At 30.1% G+C, this 16,143-nt stretch carries 11 protein-coding genes and 2 rRNA genes; 5 read left to right on the plus strand and 8 right to left on the minus strand.

Going from position 1 to position 16,143, the window contains the following annotated elements; translation table 11 throughout:
- Nucleotides 1-25: 25 nt before the first annotated feature.
- From hprK to AC11VW_RS07960, 3 genes are all read right to left on the minus strand, one after another.
- The gene (hprK, locus tag AC11VW_RS07950; RefSeq protein WP_484300876.1) at nt 26-961 is read right to left on the minus strand and encodes an HPr(Ser) kinase/phosphatase; all 936 of its coding nucleotides are present in this window, start codon (nt 959-961) and stop codon (nt 26-28) included.
- Between the two features lie 7 nt (nt 962-968).
- On the minus strand, nt 969-2,780 hold the full coding sequence (gene uvrC / locus AC11VW_RS07955; RefSeq protein ID WP_484300877.1) for an excinuclease ABC subunit UvrC: 1,812 nt from the start codon (nt 2,778-2,780) through the stop codon (nt 969-971).
- Nucleotides 2,781-2,891: 111 nt separating this feature from the next.
- On the minus strand, nt 2,892-4,526 hold the full coding sequence (locus AC11VW_RS07960; RefSeq protein WP_484300878.1) for an ABC transporter substrate-binding protein: 1,635 nt from the start codon (nt 4,524-4,526) through the stop codon (nt 2,892-2,894).
- Between the two features lie 224 nt (nt 4,527-4,750).
- Between AC11VW_RS07960 and AC11VW_RS07965 the strand changes: the two genes are divergently transcribed.
- Genes AC11VW_RS07965 through AC11VW_RS07985 form a run of 5 tightly spaced genes read left to right on the plus strand, consistent with a single transcriptional unit; the run spans nt 4,751 to nt 9,130 of the window.
- Nucleotides 4,751-5,113 carry a DUF3899 domain-containing protein gene (locus AC11VW_RS07965; RefSeq protein WP_484300879.1) on the plus strand — a complete coding sequence of 121 codons (363 nt, stop codon included), beginning with the start codon at nt 4,751-4,753 and terminating at the stop codon, nt 5,111-5,113.
- Nucleotides 5,114-5,162: 49 nt separating this feature from the next.
- Nucleotides 5,163-6,104, plus strand: coding sequence for an ABC transporter permease (locus tag AC11VW_RS07970; protein ID WP_484300880.1), 942 nt, complete (start codon nt 5,163-5,165; stop codon nt 6,102-6,104).
- A 1-nt stretch (nt 6,105) separates the two neighbouring features.
- Nucleotides 6,106-7,137, plus strand: coding sequence for an oligopeptide ABC transporter permease (gene opp3C, locus AC11VW_RS07975; RefSeq protein ID WP_484300881.1), 1,032 nt, complete (start codon nt 6,106-6,108; stop codon nt 7,135-7,137).
- 21 nt (nt 7,138-7,158) lie between these two features.
- Nucleotides 7,159-8,184 (plus strand): ABC transporter ATP-binding protein, encoded by a 1,026-nt coding sequence (locus AC11VW_RS07980; protein ID WP_484300882.1) that lies wholly within the window; start codon nt 7,159-7,161, stop codon nt 8,182-8,184.
- A complete protein-coding gene (locus AC11VW_RS07985; RefSeq protein WP_484300883.1) occupies nt 8,177-9,130 on the plus strand; it encodes an ABC transporter ATP-binding protein in 954 nt (317 codons plus the stop codon). The genes AC11VW_RS07980 and AC11VW_RS07985 overlap by 8 nt, the downstream gene beginning before the upstream one ends.
- Nucleotides 9,131-9,222: 92 nt before the next feature.
- Here AC11VW_RS07985 and uvrA read toward each other — a convergent pair whose 3' ends face one another.
- From uvrA to AC11VW_RS08010, 5 genes are all read right to left on the minus strand, one after another.
- Nucleotides 9,223-12,048: an excinuclease ABC subunit UvrA gene (uvrA, locus tag AC11VW_RS07990; protein ID WP_484300884.1), complete on the minus strand. Its 2,826-nt coding sequence runs from the start codon at nt 12,046-12,048 to the stop codon at nt 9,223-9,225.
- Complete coding sequence (gene uvrB / locus AC11VW_RS07995; protein WP_484300885.1) at nt 12,049-14,019, minus strand: excinuclease ABC subunit UvrB; 1,971 nt, start codon at nt 14,017-14,019, stop codon at nt 12,049-12,051.
- A 449-nt stretch (nt 14,020-14,468) separates the two neighbouring features.
- The gene (locus AC11VW_RS08000; protein ID WP_484300886.1) at nt 14,469-15,596 is read right to left on the minus strand and encodes a GGDEF domain-containing protein; all 1,128 of its coding nucleotides are present in this window, start codon (nt 15,594-15,596) and stop codon (nt 14,469-14,471) included.
- 225 nt (nt 15,597-15,821) lie between these two features.
- Nucleotides 15,822-15,938 (minus strand): 5S ribosomal RNA (gene rrf, locus AC11VW_RS08005).
- Nucleotides 15,939-16,029: 91 nt separating this feature from the next.
- Nucleotides 16,030-16,143: ribosomal RNA gene (locus tag AC11VW_RS08010) — 23S ribosomal RNA — on the minus strand; the annotation flags it as partial.

Here is a 16,143-nt window from a genome sequence, read left to right on the forward strand (position 1 = left end):
GTTATGGAGTTTCATGTCCTTTTCTTTAACGCTCTTTCGTATCGATTAAATTAGATAATTTCTTTGTAAATTCTTGAGCTGCATCATATCCCATTCCTTTTTGTCTAAAGTTCATAGCAGCAACTTCAACAACCATAGCCGTATTTCTACCAGGCTTAACTGGAACAACTAACTTTTCAATATTCACACCTAAAATTTCTTCATATTCCTTGTCTAATCCTAACCTATCATAGTATTTATCTTCATTCCAAGATTCTAGATGTATTACTAAGTCTATACTCTTTGAATTTTTAACTGCTCCTACTCCATATAGACTTCTTACATCTATTATACCTATACCTCTTATTTCTAAGAAATGTCTAAGTAATTCTGGAGATTGACCTAGTAACATACTTTCATCTAATTGTCTTATTTCTACAGCATCATCAGCAACTAATCTATGTCCTCTTTGAACTAATTCTAAAGCAGTTTCTGACTTACCTATGCTACTTTCTCCCTTTATTAACACTCCTATTCCATATACATCAACTAAAACCCCATGTAATGTTGTGTGGGTAGCCAACCTATCATCTAGATAATTTGATAACCTATTTATAAATCTAGTTGTATTTCTTTTTGTACTTAAAATTACCCTATTGTGTTTTTTAGCAAATTCTATAACGTCTGGCTTTACTTCTAATCCCCTTGTTACTACTAATGCTGGAATTTCTTCTGAGAAGAATTTATCTAAAACTTCAGCTCTAGTTTTTTCATCTATATAGCTAAAATAATTATATTCTGCTTTTCCTACTATTTGTATTCTCTCATGAGCAAAATATTCAAAATATCCTGCAAATTGTAGCCCTGGACGGTTTATATCTTGAGAATATACATAATAATCTTTATCCTCAGGCATATACACAGGTTCCAAATTTAAATCTTTCACCATATCCTTGATTGAAACTTTGTCAATTAAATTCATGTTATATTTATCCCTTCGTGAAAAAATTATACACACTTTTACAAGAAGCTTTATTCATACCCTCTACTTCTAATAATTCTTCAAAAGTAGCCTTTTTTATAGCTTCTATATCTTTAAAGTGGTTTAATAGAGCTTTCTTTCTTTTTTCTCCTATTCCTTGTATATCATCTAATAAAGACTTTGTCAAAGTTTTATTTCTTAAACTTCTATGATATGTTATAGCATATTTGTGAACTTCTTCTTGAATACTAGCGACAAATCTATACAAATTCGAAGTTTTATCTAGCTCTATCTCTTTTTCCTGGGAAATAAGTCCCTTAGTTCTATGTTTATCGTCTTTATACATTCCCCAAAGAGGAATTTCTACATTATTTGATTTTAATACTTTTTTTACTGCGCTAACTTGTCCTTTTCCACCATCTACTAGTATTAAATCTGGTAAATTACCATACTTGAGTCTTCTTCCTACTATCTCTGCCATAGAGTCATAATCATTAGGACCTATTACCGTTTTAATTTTGTATCTACGATATTCTTTTTTATCTTTTTTTCCATCTATAAATACAGCCATAGAACCTATGGAGTCAACTCCTTGTATATTAGAAATATCAAAAGATTCTATTCTCTTAGGTTTTGCATCTAATCCTAAAATTTCTTTTAATTCCTCTAATGCACCTATACTCTTTTCATATTTTCTTTTATTCATATCTGAAAATTTTTCAAGATACTCTATAGCATTTTTTCTTACCATTTCTATAAGACTTTTCTTCTCACCTTTTTGAGGTACTCTTATACTTACCTTTTGGCCTTTTTTAGATGACAACCACTGCTCTAATATAAAGCTATCTTCTATCTCATCTTCTATTATCAGATCTTTAGGTATATATTCCTGCTCCATATAAAATTGTTTAACAAAGGATCCTAATATAGATTCTCTTGAGCTTTCCATTACACCCTCTAGTATAAAATGTTCTCTTCCTACTATTTTTCCATTTCTAATAAAAAATACTTGAACACAAGCTTCATCATGAGCCCTTGCCATAGCAATTATGTCTTGATTTAAATCTGAAGCAGTAACATCTATTTTTTGCTTTTGCATCATTTCTTCTAAACTTCTAATTTTATCTCTATATATAGCCGCATCTTCAAAATTAAAGTCCATAGCGCATTTATTCATTTTTTCTTTTAAAATTTCTATGAATTTTTCTTCTTTACCTGATAATAATAATATAATTTCTTCTACCATCTTATTATATTCTTCCTTAGTGACAGTTCCTGTACAAGGACCTATACATTTTTTTATATGCATATTTAAGCACGGTCTCACTTTATTTTTTATAGCTCTATCTATATCAATATTGCAAGTCCTAATTGCATAGGTATTTCTTATAATTTCTAAGGTATCATTTACTGCACTTGTATTAGTATACGGTCCAAAATATTTTGCTTTATCTTTTATAACTTGCCTTACCTTTAATACCCTTGGATAATCTTCATTTATTGTTACTTTTATGTATGGGTATGTTTTATCATCTCTAAGTAAAACATTGTATTTAGGTCTATATTGCTTTATTAAATTACATTCAAGTATTAATGCTTCAAGTTCTGAATCTGTAATTATATATTCAAATTTTTTAATATTTTTAACCATAGATACTACTTTTGAAGAATGATTTTTTGATGACTGAAAATACTGCCTTACTCTATTTTTTAGAGATATTGCTTTTCCTACATATATTATATTGTCATATTTATCTTTCATTAAATACACACCAGGCTGTGCTGGTAGATTTTTTAGATGTTCTTGTATGTCAAACAATTTCGTCCCTCCATTTTATAAATTATATTTTAATTATACCCAAAAAAACAAAAAACGTATAACTAATGTAGTCTTACCTACTATTAGCTATACGCTTTTATTTACTTAATATTATTTACTAGCACCTTTTCCACCATTTACTTGTAACATAAATGTAGTTGCTTGAGTATACTTATGCAATTCTTTACTATCTTTATATTTATCAACATAATCAGAATCTAATATACAAGTATCTATTTGGCCATCTTCATATAAGTTAACTGATGAACCAACTTCCTTAACTACTTTAGTATTTATAGTATCTAATTTAATTATATCTTTATTCCAGTAATTAGGGTTCTTTGACATTTTATATTGATCTTCCATTTTCCAACTTGTTAACGTAAATGGTCCATTATACAATTGATTTTCAAATCCAGTACCATATTTTTCTCCTTGTGCCTCAACAAATTTTTGATTTTGTGGTAAAAATACTTGGAATGATGCTAACTCTGGGAAATATGCAACTGGTCTATTTAATTTTACTTCTAAAGTATAATCATCCACTGCCTTAACTCCTACTTTATCTGATCCATTCTTAGCTGTATCTGTTGCACCTGCTATATCATTCATTATGTATCCATATTCAGATGCTGTTTTAGGGTCTAAAGTTCTCTTCCAAGAATATTCGAAATCTTTAGCTGTTACAGGATCTCCATTTGACCATTTAGAATCTTCTCTTAATTTAAATGTCCATGTTAATCCATCTTCTGAAGCTTTCCAAGATTCAGCCACCCCTGGTTCTACTTTACCATCTGCATCTATTCTTGTTAAACCTTCCATTGTATTATTCATTACTGTAAATGATGCTGTATCTGTTGCTTTACTTGGATCCATAGTAGGTATATCTGATACTGTATCTAAATTAAGAACTTTTTCTGGTTTATCTACATCTGCATATCTATAATCATAATCTGCACCCCAAGCATATCTTATTATTCCTGATACATATTCCTTTTCTAAATAAGTTCTACCTCTATTATATAATGGTGATAAATATCCATCATCTAACATAAGTTTTTCAGCTTCTGCATATTTTTTATATGCTTCAGCTGTTGGAAGTTTTGTAGCTTCATCAACTAATTTATTGTAATCTGTATTTTCATATCCAACTTGTTTAGCAAATTGGTTCCCTGTTTGCATTGTTGATAAGAATGTTAATGGATCTGGGTAATCTGCTCCCCATCCCGAGAATGCTAAGTCAAATTCTCCTTTAGTTTCTCTATCTAGCTTTTGCTCAAATGGTAAGTTAGTAACTGTTACTGTTAAACCTTCTAAATCAGCTAACTCACCTTGTATAAATTCTCCAGTTCTCTTCCCTGCGTCATGATCATATGTTAATAATTCAATTTCAACTGTATCAAATCCAACTTCTTCTTTAGCCTTATCCCAAGCTTTCTTTGCAGCTTCTTCATCATATCCAAATCCTAAATCTTTAGTTCCCTCTACATAATCCTTACCTTGATCAAATGCTACATTTGGTGGTGTAAAAGTATTTGCAGGAACTGATCCATTATTTAATATAACATCACACAATGCTTGCTTATCTATTGCCATAGCTATAGCATTTCTTGCATTTTTATTTGCAAGTACTTCTTCTGATGTAGCTGTGTCTCCAGATCCACCTGTGCTATTACATCCAGTAAGTAAACTTGTGCTTAATAAAGCCACTGTTGCCATTACTGTTAATTTTCTTTTTAAAAACATAACAATCACCCTCCCCTATTTTTCCTTTAATAAATAAACTCATATATTTAAAATTTATTGTATAGCATTTTTGATTAAAAAGCACTTATTTTTTTTAATTTTCTAATTTTTATTTAAATTAAAAAAATTTTATGTTTTTTTTAATTATTACTTGAAAATGCTTAATTATATCACTACAATTAGAATAATAAATTATTTCAATCATTTTCAAAGGAGGCGACAAAATGAAACATTTTTCCTTATTAATTGCATTTGATGCTATTATTAGTTCAATTTATTCTATAATTAGTGGTTTTAGTAGATTTTCCTTTTTAAATTGCGCATTTATCATAGGAATGGTTTATTTTTTATTTGGTGCAATGTGTTTCGTTTATGAAAAAGGCTTTTTTAATATCACTCTATTTGCATTTAATAAGTTAGGGCAACAACTTCAAAAAAAAAGAGGAGTATTATGCAATGACGCTGATATTAAAATAGAAGATTATGTTCATAGAGAAAACAACTTCTATCTTACCTATAATTTACTATTATGCGGCCTATTAATATCAGTCGTTTCCATCAGCATAAGTTTTATTGTTATATCATAAGCATATAAAAACATTATTCCATTATTAATCAAAAAAAGGGGGGGTTAGTGTGTTTCGCTATATAATGAAACGTATTATGTATATGTTTATCACATTGTTTATTGTCATATCAGTTACTTTTTTCTTAGTAAGACTTCTTCCAGGTACTCCATTTAACGAACAAAAACTAAATGCACAGCAAATAGCTCAACTAGAAGCTCAATATGGTTTAGATGAACCTGTTCCAGTTCAATATGTTAGATATTTAACTGGTGTATTCCAAGGCAAATTAGGTACTTCTTTTAAACAAGCTAATAAGAAAGTTGAAGACATTATAGCTGATCGTATCGGTCCTTCTTCTATGCTTGGGGCTGAATCTTTAGTTTTAGGTACAACTGTGGGATTAATTTTAGGTATCATTGCTGCACTTAAACGAAATACCATTTGGGATTATACTTGTACAATTATTTCTGTAATAGGTGTTTCTGTACCATCCTTCGTATTTGCAGCTACGCTACAACTCTACTTGGGAGCTAAATTTAAAGTTTTCCCTATAACTTGGGGTGTTCCATTAGGGTCAGATTTTAGATTTATCTGGACAGTATTACCATCTATTGCATTATCATTCTTCACAATATCAAGTGTTGCTCGTTTTACTAGAACTGAGCTTGTTGAGGTTTTAAATTCTGATTACATAGTTACAGCCAAAGCAAAAGGATTAGGTCGTGCTACGGTCACATTAAAACATGCACTTAGAAATGCATTAATACCCGTTATAACTATCTTAGGTCCATTAGCTGCTGCTCTTCTTACTGGTTCTTTAGTTGTTGAGAAAGTTTTTGCAGTTCCAGGAATAGGAGATTTATTAGTTACTGCAATAAGTACAAATGATTTATTTATAATATCAGGGGTTGCTATACTTTATAGCGCATTCTACATAGTAGTTATACTAATAGTTGATATACTTTACGGCGTAATAGATCCTAGAATACGTTTAGCAGGAGGTAAATAAAATGGTTGATAAAGTAATAATTGATGGTCAAGAAATAGAATTAACAGCAGATTTATTTGAACCTACTCCTGCACAAACTGGAGATAATGAGGCTATTACTAGACCCAGTTTAACATTTTGGCAAGATGCTAGAAAAAGGCTATTTAAAAATCCAGGTGCTGTTGTTGGATTAGTTATATTAGTTTCTATAGTTTTAATGGCAGTATTCGCTCCTATGTTTTCTAAGTTTGATTATAAAACTCAAAGAATAAGATACGTTAAAATTCCACCAAAAATGCCTATTGTGTCTTATCTAGGTATTATGGATGGTAAAGATTCAGAGGGCGTTGATGTATATACTGAAAAAAATATAAAAGAAAATTATTTATTTGGTACTGATGCTTTAGGCCGTGATATATGGACGCGTACTTGGACTGGTGCTAGAGTTTCTTTATTCATAGCAGTATTAGCCGCTGTATTTGATTTACTAATTGGAGTTACTTATGGTGGTATTTCTGCTTATTATGGAGGTAGAGTTGATATTGTTATGCAACGTATAATCGAAATCATCTCAGGTATTCCTTCACTAGTTATTGTTACACTATTCATAATGGTATTTGATCCAGGTATACTATCTATTTCTCTTGCTATGGCTGTATCTGGTTGGACTGGAATGGCAAGAGTTGTTCGTTCTCATGTACTTAGACTTAAAAATCAAGAATTCGTATTAGCTTCTAAAACCTTAGGTTCTTCAGATGCTAGACTTATACTTAAACATCTTTTCCCTAATGTTGTAGGACCTATAGTTGTAATGATTATGTTCTCATTACCTAGTGCTATATTCTATGAAGCATTCTTAAGTTTCATTGGTTTAGGTCTTCAACCACCTAATGCTTCTCTTGGTGTATTAATAAATGAAGGTTTTAAGGCTTTACAAAACTATCCATATATGATGTTTATACCATCTACTGTTGTTTGTCTATTAATATTCAGCCTTAACTTACTAGCAGATGGTTTAAGAGATGCGGTTGACCCTAAAATGCGTAATCAATAATTAGTAAGGGAGATGAGTTAATTGGAAAAGTTACTTCAAGTAAAAAAATTATGTGTTAACTTCGGTACTTATGGCGGTGAAGTCCAAGCTGTTCGAGGAGTTACATTTGATTTACATAAAGGTGAAACATTAGCTATAGTTGGAGAGTCAGGTTCTGGTAAATCTGTGGCTTGTAAAACTATAATGAGAATATTATCTGCAAATGGATATATAAAAGATGGCGAAATACTATTTGATGGTAGAGATCTAACTAAACTTAGTGAAAGTGATATGGAGAAAATAAGAGGAAAAGACATAGCTATGATATTTCAAGATCCTATGACTTCTCTAAATCCTACTATGACTATTGGAAAACAAATAATGGAAGGAATTATAAAACATCAGAGTGCTAGTAAGCAAGAAGCAAAAACAAAAGCTATAGAACTTATAGATTTAGTTGGTATATCTGAACCAGAGAAAAGATTTAAGCAATACCCTCATCAATTCTCTGGTGGTATGAGGCAACGTATTGTAATAGCTATATCTTTAGCTTGTAATCCTAAAATATTAATCGCAGATGAACCTACAACTGCACTTGATGTTACTATACAAGCTCAAATATTAGAGCTTATAAAAGATTTACAAAATAAAACGGGAGTTGCTGTTATATTTATAACTCATGACCTTGGTGTCGTTGCAAATATGGCAGATAGAGTTGCTGTTATGTATGCTGGTAAAATTATAGAATACGGAACTTCTAGTGATATATTCTATAATCCTCAACATCCATATACTTGGGGACTTTTAGGATCTATGCCTACCCTAGATATAGGAAATAATGATTTATACAGTATACCTGGAACACCTCCAGATTTAATGCATCCACCTATAGGAGATGCCTTTGCACTTCGTAGTTCCCATGCAATAAAATTAGACCATTTAGCACAACCACCAATGTTTAAAGTTAGTGATACTCACTATGCAGCTACTTGGATTTTACATCCTTTAGCTAAAAAGACAGAAAAACCTATAAATGTAGGAAGAAAGAAGGTGACTATAGATGAGTAAAAAAGTACTATTAGAAGTAAAAAATCTTAAGCAACACTTTAGAATAAATAGACACACTACTGTAAAAGCTGTTGATGATGTATCTTTTCATATATTTGAAGGAGAAACTTTTGGATTAGTTGGTGAATCTGGTTCGGGTAAATCTACTACTGGTAGAACTATAATTCGTCTTTACGATCCTACTGATGGTGAAATTATATTTGATGATAAGAATATATCTGATAAAAAACTTAGCAAAGCTGATAGATCTCATGTCAATAAGAATATGCAGATGATTTTCCAAGATCCCATGGCTTGTTTAAATCCTCGTATGACTGTTAGTGATATAATATCAGAAGGTTTAGATATACATGGATTATGTAAAAGTAAAGAAGAAAGAACACAAAGAGTTTATGAGTTGTTAAGAACTGTTGGTCTTGACGAGCAACATGCTAGTAGATACCCTCATGAGTTTTCTGGTGGGCAAAGACAACGTATAGGTATTGCTCGTGCTTTAGCTATAGAACCAAAGTTTATAATTGCAGATGAGCCTATATCTGCTCTAGATGTTTCTATACAAGCACAGGTTGTTAACCTTCTTAGAAAATTACAAAAAGATAATGGTCTTACTTATTTATTCATAGCCCATGACCTTTCAATGGTTAAGTACATAAGTGATAGAATAGGTGTTATGCACAGAGGTAAGCTAGTTGAATTAACTACTGCTGATGAGCTATATGAACATCCACTACATCCTTACACTAAATCATTATTATCAGCAATACCTCTTCCCGATCCTGATTATGAAAAGGATAGAACTCGTATAAAGTATGACCCTAACATGCATGACTATTCTACTGAAAGCCCTGAATGGGTTGAAATAAGACCTGGACACTTTATATATGGTTCTAAATCTGAGTTAGCTGAATATGAAAAAGAATTAGTTACTAATGAAAATACTATATAGAAAGTTATTTTTGATTAGTTTATTTAGGCATACCTATTGCTAGGTATGCCTTTTAATTTATTTTTATAATTAATTAATGGTATTTTAGAATTTTATTCAAAATATTTCTTTAAGAACATTCCAGTGTAAGAACCTTCTACCTTTGATACTTCTTTAGGTGTTCCAGTAGCTATTATTTTTCCACCTTTGTCTCCACCTTCAGGACCTAAGTCAATTATATAATCACAAGTTTTTACGACATCTAAATTATGCTCTATAACTACTATACTATTTCCTGTGTCAGCTAATTTTTGAAGTACATGAATCAATTTATCTACATCAGCCATATGAAGTCCTGTTGTTGGCTCATCTAGTATATACAATGTCTTTCCAGTTGGTCTTTTACTTAATTCAGTAGCTAGCTTTATCCTTTGAGCTTCTCCTCCTGATAACTGAGTAGAAGGTTGACCTAATTTAATATAAGAAAGTCCTACATCCATTAATGTTTCTAATTTTCTTCTTATATTAGGTATATTCTCAAAGAACTCAAGGGCTTCTTCTACATTCATATCTAATATATCCGATATATCCTTATCCTTGTATTTAACTTGTAGAGTTTCTCTATTATATCTCTCTCCTTTACAAATCTCACAAGGTACATATACATCTGGTAGGAAGTGCATTTCTATTTTAATTATTCCATCACCTTTACAGGCTTCACATCTTCCTCCTTTTACATTAAAACTAAATCTTCCTTTTTTATATCCTCTAGCTTTAGCTTCATTCGTTGCTGCAAATAAGTCCCTTATCATATCAAACATTCCTGTATAAGTAGCAGGATTAGAACGAGGCGTTCTACCTATTGGACTTTGATCTATATTTATTATTTTATCTATATTTTCTATACCTGTAATTTCTTTATGTCTACCTGGTCTTTCTCTAAGTTTATTTATCTTACCTGCTATACCTTTATATAATATGTCATTTATTAATGTACTCTTTCCTGAACCTGATACTCCAGTTATACAAGTAAATTTTCCTAATGGGAATTTAACACTTAGATTTTTCAGATTATTTTCATTTGCTTTAACTATTTCTAAATAATTCCCATTTCCTTCTCTAATTGTCTCTGGTATATGTATTTGCTTTTTACCACTTAAATATTGACCTGTTATAGAATCTGGATTTTCTAATATTTCTTCAAGAGTTCCCTGTGCAACTATTTCTCCACCATGGATTCCTGCTCCAGGCCCTATATCTACTACATAATCAGCTTCTCTCATAGTATCTTCATCATGTTCCACTACTATAAGGGTATTTCCTATATTAGTTAAGTGTCTTAACGTTCCTATAAGTCTGTCGTTATCTCTTTGATGCAATCCTATACTAGGTTCATCTAATACATATAAAACCCCAACTAATGCAGAACCTATTTGGGTTGCAAGTCTTATACGTTGAGCTTCTCCTCCTGATAATGTTCCCGCTTTTCTTGATAGGTTCAGATAATCTAGTCCAACATCTCTTAAGAATGATGCTCTACCTTTTATTTCTTTTAATATCTCATGTGCTATAAACTTTTGTTTTTCAGTTAAGTTGATATCTTCTATAAAGCCTATAAGATCATTAACTGAAAAATCGGTAACATCCATTATATTTTTTCCATCTACCAAGACTGATAAAACTTCTTTTTTTAACCTCGCTCCTTTACATTTTGGGCAAGGTGTTTCTCCCATATATTCTTCTATTTTTTCTCTAGAATACTCTGAATTAGTTTCTCTATATCTTCTTTCTAAATTAACTATAACTCCTTCAAATGGTGCTTTATATAATCTATTTCCTCCATATTTAGATTCGTATACAAATTCAACCATTACATTGTCATGTCCATATAATAATTCTTGTATAAAATCTTCTGGTAAATCTTTAAATGGAGTAGATATATCTACATTAAATCTTTTAGCTAAACTTTTTATCATTTTATTGTAGTAGGTGTCATCATTAGTTCCAACAGATCCCCATGCAGCTATTGCACCTTGTTTTATAGATAACTCTTTATTAGGTATAACTAAATTTGGGTCTACTTCCTTACTTTCCCCAAGTCCATTACAAGAATCACATGCTCCAAATGGGCTATTGAATGAGAACATTCTTGGAGATAACTCTTCTATCCCTATTCCATGTTCTGGACAAGCAAATTTAGTTGAATAAAGTATTTCTTCACCATCTATTATTTGAGCTATAACAAGTCCCTCAGATAACTTAACTGCTGTTTCTATAGAATCTGCAAGCCTAGTTTCTATACCATCTTTAATTACAATTCTATCTACCACAACTTCTATATTATGTTTTTGATTTTTATTTAATTCTATATCATCGGCTACTTCATAATTTTCACCGTCAATTCTAATTCTTACAAATCCTTCTTTTTTTATATTTTCTATTACCTTTTTATGAGTTCCTTTTTGTCCTCTAACTACCGGAGATAATATTTGTAACTTAGTTCTCTCCTCAAAGTCCATCATTTTATCTACTATTTCTTGAATTGTCATTTGACTAATTAATTTGCCACAAGTTGCACAATGTACTTCTCCAACTCTTGCAAATAATAATCTTAAATAATCATATATTTCCGTAACCGTACCAACTGTAGAACGTGGATTTTTAGAAGTTGTTTTTTGATCTATTGATATAGCTGGTGATAACCCTTCTATATATTCTACATTTGGCTTTTCCATTTGACCTAAGAATTGTCTGGCATAAGCAGATAAACTTTCTACATATCTTCTTTGTCCTTCTGCATATATAGTATCAAAAGCTAAAGAAGACTTTCCTGAACCTGATAAACCTGTGAATACTATAAACTTATTTCTTGGAAGTTCTAAGTTTACATTTTTTAGATTATGCTCTTTTGCACCTTTTATTATGATTTTATCTTCCATCTAATTATTAATCCTTTCCTCTAGTTGTTTAATTTTATCTCTAAGTTCTGCCGCTCTTTCAAACTGTAAATTTTGTGCTGATTCCATCATTTCCGCTTGTAAACTAACTATATTATTTTTAATCTCATCTATGTCGTCTGTTTCCTTAATTCCATAAATAACTTCTTCATCTGCTATTTTTGTTGCTTCTATACCCGCCCTAACACCTTTCTTTATAGTTGTTGGAATAATTCCATACTCTTCATTGTGTAGCATTTGTATTTCTCTTCTTCTTTTAGTTTCTTCAATTGCACTTTCCATAGATCTAGTTATTTTATCAGCATACATTATAACTCTTCCCTCTGAGTTTCTAGCTGCACGACCTACAGTTTGTATTAATGAAGTTTCAGAACGCAAGAAACCTTCTTTATCTGCATCTAATATTGCAACAAGAGAAACCTCTGGAAGGTCTAATCCCTCTCTTAATAAATTTATCCCTACTAATACATCAAACTTTCCTAGCCTTAAATCCCTTAGTATTTCTATTCGCTCTAATGTATCTATATCGGAGTGTAAATAATTTACTTTTATACCTATTTCCTTTAAGTAGTTGGTTAAATCCTCACTCATTTTTTTAGTTAATGTAGTTATTAAAACTCTTTCTTTTTTTTCTATTATTTTATTAATTTCACCCACTAAATCATCTATTTGATTATTTATAGGTCTGACTTCAATTATAGGGTCTAATAATCCTGTTGGTCTTATAATTTGTTCTGCTATAGTCTTTGAATGTTGAATTTCATAAGGACCTGGTGTTGCTGTTACAAATAATATTTGATTTATATTTTGCTCAAATTCTCCAAAATTTAAAGGTCTGTTGTCATAGGCTGATGGAAGTCTAAATCCATTGTCTATAAGCGATCCCTTTCTTGACCTATCTCCAGCGTACATCCCTCTTACTTGCGGCACTGTAACATGAGATTCATCTACTATAATTAAATAATCATCAGGAAAGAAATCCATTAGTGTATAAGGCTTTTCTCCTGAGTTTCTTCCTGTTATATGTCTCGAATAATTTTCTATACCTTGACAGAATCCTATTTCTCTTAACATCTCTATATCATATCTTGTTCTTTGTTCAATTCTTTGCGCTTCTAATAATTTATCATTATCTTTAAAATAGGCTACTGTTTCCTCAAGTTCTTTTTCTATTTCTATAATCGCTCTTTCTACTCTTTCTGGTGTTGTCACATAATGAGATGCAGGGAATATTACAATATGGTTTCTAACCCCTACCATCTTACCTGTTACATAATCTATTTCTGTTATTCTATCTATTTCATCTCCGAAAAATTCTATTCGCATTGCTCTTTCATCATTATTAGCAGGGAATATTTCTAATATATCCCCTCTTACTCTAAATGTTCCTCTTGTAAAATTAATATCATTTCTTTCATATTGTATCTCTATTAAATGTTTTATAACTTCATCTCTATCTTTTTCCATTCCAGGTCTTAAAGACACCATAAGTTTTCTATAATCTTCTGGATCCCCTAATCCATATATACATGAAACTGATGATATTATTATTACATCCTCTCTTTCTAATATAGATGCAGTTGCCGAATGTCGTAACTTATCTATTTCATCATTTATACTTGCATCTTTTTCTATATATGTATCGCTATGAGCAACATATGCCTCTGGTTGATAATAGTCATAGTAACTTACAAAATACTCTACAGCATTTTCAGGGAAAAACTCTTTAAACTCACTATAAAGTTGAGCAGCTAAAGTTTTATTATGCGCAAGTATTAGTGTTGGTCTTTTTACCTCTTGTATAATATTTGCCATAGTAAAAGTTTTTCCTGATCCTGTTACTCCTAGCAATGTTGAGAATTTCTCATCATTATTTATTGCAGTAACAATCGACTTTATAGCTTGTGGCTGGTCTCCTGTAGGCTTATAATCTGATTTTAACTGAAAATCCAACAATCTCACTCCTTTTTGCGAACATTAGTTCCTGTTAAATATAATTATACCATATATATCCTATATTTGAACTTTAAAAAAGTTTCTTTTTTTATTTAATATTTTTACATATTTTACCCAATGTATCATTATTTCAACCAGATTTATATTTTACTTATCATAGTTCCTTAGTAGTTATGGAGTATTTTTTATGTTAGTTTATTTTTTCTAATCTTATTGGATTAATACAAAAAATATTTAAGAAATCTATTGTAACTATATTTTTGCACAAAACAAAGACCTCTATGGGGGATAGAGGTCTTATAAAATGGGGGAGATTGAGTAATTCATTTGTTTCTATTAAGTTTTATATTATAATTATGTCCATTTATTTGATTTATATACACTTTAAATTATTTTTTTATACAATTTAATGTATGTATTATATATCTCAGAATATATGTTTTATTTTACTCCTTAGCCTTGTTTTCATTTTTATTTAAATACATAAGTTTATCAACACTTTTTATAAATGTATCTAAGTCATCATATTTTTCATTAAAAGTATCATATCCAAGACTAATTCTAATATTATATTCTTTATTTAGCCCCTGATTATACTCATCCAGCTTTAGTCTCATGTTTATTATTAAATTATCTAAATTTTCCTTATCTTCTTCACGAACTATAATAATAAATTCATCTCCACCCATCCTTATCACTATACCCTTTTGTCTAAAATAATCTTTTAAAAATTGTACTATGTTTTTAAGAGCAAGATCCCCCTCATCATGTCCATAAGTATCATTTATATGCTTAAAATCATCCAAATCTATATATATAACCGAAAAAGGTATGTTTTTACTTATAAGTGAATTATTCACATACATTTCAAAACTTAATCTATTCCATGCACCAGTTAAATTATCATATTTAAGTAATTTTTCCTGTAGATAAATATAATATAATATAATAGATATTCCTACTGAACTCCATATAATTAATATTTCGCTAAAAATTATTTGTATAATGGAAGCTATCAGTGGTATCATTTCAAATAAAATCAAATTTATATATTCTTTTTTATCAATTCTAAATTCATTTTTACGAATTATATATAAACTTAGTAAAAGATAAATATATGCTATTGTTAGCGGAATAATAAATAAAGGGCCTCTTTCATATTCATTGTAATTATTCACTGTAAATATATAACCATACTTATACGTCATTACACATAAAATCAAATTAATTATAATTGGAATCAAAATAAATTTGAAATTTACTTTGATATTTAATTTCTCTAACACATGAAGAAGCCATAAATAAGAAACTATAGGTGCTAAGCCAAATCCAACTATATCAATCAACTTTGTTATTGGCACTAAGTAACTATTTGAATTTAATAGTATTATTTTATCTAATATTTCTAGGAATATTATTATCATAGTTATCATTATTATTGAAATATAAATCTTATTAGCTTTATCTTTAATATAGAATTTTGATTTATATAAAAATAATATAATATTTAGGCAAATAAATATTAAAATATCTAAATCTATTATATGCATTGTATGTATTATATCAATATACAATTTTTATCATCCCCGCTCTACCCCCATCTATTTAAGTATCTAAATTATACTATGAAACTTGCTTAGAAGTCTTTGCTTAAATTTATAATTTGCTTATAAGTTTTAAATTCATTATAATATGATATTTGCTTAATCAGAAAAATAAACCATACTTATATTAATAATATCCAAAAAGTTCTAGGATATTTATCCTAGAACTTTTTAGATATTGCAATAAAAAAGATTACGCGGCTACGTCTTACTCTCCCAGGCAGTTGCCCACCAAGTACCATCAGCGCTAAAGAGCTTAACTTCTGTGTTCGGAATGGGAACAGGTGTATCCTCTTTGCTATTATAACCACATAATCTTTAGATTTTAATTAATTGCTTAATTAAATTTTTAGAGTTAATACTCTGAAAACTGTATATCATTTAGAATTTAATCATTTTATTTTTGGTCAAGTCCTCGACCTATTAGTATCGGTAAGCTAAATACATTACTGCACTTACACCTTCGACCTATCAACCAGGTAGTCTTCCTGGGGTCTTACCCTTACGGTGGGAAATC

Source organism: Romboutsia sp., assembly GCF_056995035.1.

Excerpts from the sequence above, each read along its gene's own strand:
- AC11VW_RS07985 (WP_484300883.1), top strand. The coding sequence starts at position 8,177 with ATGAGTAAAAAAGTACTATTAGAAGTAAAAAATCTTAAGCAACACTTT.
- hprK (WP_484300876.1), bottom strand. The coding sequence starts at position 961 with ATGAATTTAATTGACAAAGTTTCAATCAAGGATATGGTGAAAGATTTA.
- AC11VW_RS07965 (WP_484300879.1), top strand. The coding sequence starts at position 4,751 with ATGAAACATTTTTCCTTATTAATTGCATTTGATGCTATTATTAGTTCA.
- AC11VW_RS07960 (WP_484300878.1), bottom strand. The coding sequence starts at position 4,526 with ATGTTTTTAAAAAGAAAATTAACAGTAATGGCAACAGTGGCTTTATTA.
- uvrA (WP_484300884.1), bottom strand. The coding sequence starts at position 12,048 with ATGGAAGATAAAATCATAATAAAAGGTGCAAAAGAGCATAATCTAAAA.
- opp3C (WP_484300881.1), top strand. The coding sequence starts at position 6,106 with ATGGTTGATAAAGTAATAATTGATGGTCAAGAAATAGAATTAACAGCA.